The 575-nt window shown below is 60.5% G+C and carries 1 protein-coding gene; it reads left to right on the top strand.

Translation table 11 applies throughout. The features are described 5' to 3' along the window. Positions 1-575 (top strand): hypothetical protein (locus RBA40_RS33460; RefSeq protein ID WP_306653233.1); only part of this gene is annotated, 575 nt, incomplete at both ends.

Genomic DNA, 575 nt, shown 5'->3' with positions numbered 1-575 from the left:
TGATCGTCCGGGCCCCTGGTGTCACGGACGGCAGCAATCTCGGGATCAAGACCGGCCAGCTCAACGTCGGCAAACCGGTCGATGGGATCTCCACTGTAATGACTGAAGTCACAAAGGGCCTTTTCGGCCCCGGGCTGGGCGACAAGATCGCGAGCTTCGTAAATAACCTTTGGGGGAAAACAAAAACGACCATCGTCGACTCGGGCATCCAGTTCGGCGGAAGCGTGCGGGATCTGCAGGGCGGCAAGGGATACGACCAGTACGCCAGCGTGGACGCCACAAAGTCGAGCTTCTTTGGCCTGAGCAAGAAGACGAGCAACGCGGTGCAAACGGCCGGGCTGGAGGGCGAACTTCCAGCGCAATTCGGTCTCGTGTTCAAGGGTGTCGAAGGCGCCCTCACTGAGGCGGCAGCGGTGCTCGGCATCGGCGCTGATCACGTCAAGAAGTCGCTCGACGATCTGACCATCGACGTCACCAAAATCTCTCTCAAGGGGCTGAAGGGCGACGAACTGACGGCGGCGCTCAACGCTGTGCTATCGAAAACGATGGACGACATGTCGGCCGCCGTGTTCCCG

This window comes from Massilia pseudoviolaceinigra, from assembly GCF_030846505.1.
Classification (GTDB): domain Bacteria; phylum Pseudomonadota; class Gammaproteobacteria; order Burkholderiales; family Burkholderiaceae_D; genus Telluria_A; species Telluria_A violaceinigra.
This window is presented reverse-complemented; position numbering and strand designations above follow the sequence as displayed.